General features: G+C 41.7%; 3 protein-coding genes. All 3 read right to left on the bottom strand.

The features are described from left to right. Nucleotides 1-11 precede the first annotated feature (11 nt). Nucleotides 12-302 carry a DUF1292 domain-containing protein gene (locus AC1DVB_RS27625; protein WP_034308630.1) on the bottom strand — a complete coding sequence of 97 codons (291 nt, stop codon included), beginning with the start codon at nt 300-302 and terminating at the stop codon, nt 12-14. An 11-nt stretch (nt 303-313) separates the two neighbouring features. Then, nucleotides 314-739 (bottom strand): Holliday junction resolvase RuvX, encoded by a 426-nt coding sequence (ruvX, locus tag AC1DVB_RS27630; RefSeq protein WP_034308633.1) that lies wholly within the window; start codon nt 737-739, stop codon nt 314-316. Further along, the coding region (locus AC1DVB_RS27635; RefSeq protein WP_477592038.1) for an IreB family regulatory phosphoprotein at nt 739-853 on the bottom strand (115 nt) is incomplete at its 5' end. The genes AC1DVB_RS27635 and ruvX, both read right to left, overlap by 1 nt.

Here is an 853-nt window from a genome sequence, read left to right on the forward strand (position 1 = left end):
GTTTTTTTCTTTTATTCTTCTTCAGCTTCTTCTTGGTCAAGGAATGTATTTAACATTTCTTCGACAAGATCCCACTCTTCTTCTGTTTCGATCGGTGTAAGTTCACCATCTTTATTATCTTCGCTCGGTACGAATGATGAAGCGTGGATTTCAATTTCTTCCTCTTCATCTTCTGCAGACATCGGATAGTAAAGTACATAAGATTTGTTGAATTTATCTGAGTCGAATGTGAAAAGGATTTCGCATAGCTGCTCGTTTCCGTTTTCATCTACTACTGTAATGTTGTTTTCGCCGTGTTCCATTTGTATTCACCTCATATTGAATTTGTTTGTCTGTCCAAGAATCCTTGCAGAATCATGACAGCTGCCATTTTATCAATGACTTTCTTGCGTTTGCTTCGGCTCACGTCCGCCTCAAGAAGGACACGTTCAGCCGCCATAGTTGTCAACCGTTCATCCCAGAGAAACACCGGCAGCTTGAATTTGTTTTCTAATCGTTTAGCGAAATCTTGGCTGATTTCGCCTCGCGGTCCAACAGTCCCATTCATGTTCTTAGGTAAACCGAGGACAATTTTAGAAACATCATGCTCTTTTATAATTTCATTGAGGCGTTTAAAGCCGAAGTCATTTCCAGCTTCGTTAATTTTGATCGTTTCCAATCCTTGTGCAGTCCAGCCCATCGCGTCGCTCAAGGCGACGCCGATGGTTTTTGAACCTAAATCAAGTCCCATTGTGCGCATTAGTAGTCCTCTCGATGGTTCTTAAGATACGATTTAACCAATTCTTCGATGATTTCATCGCGTTCAAGCTTACGAATAATGTTTCGAGCATCCATATGGCGCGGGATGTAGGCC

It is taken from the genome of Peribacillus sp. P4_D6 (assembly GCF_056401795.1).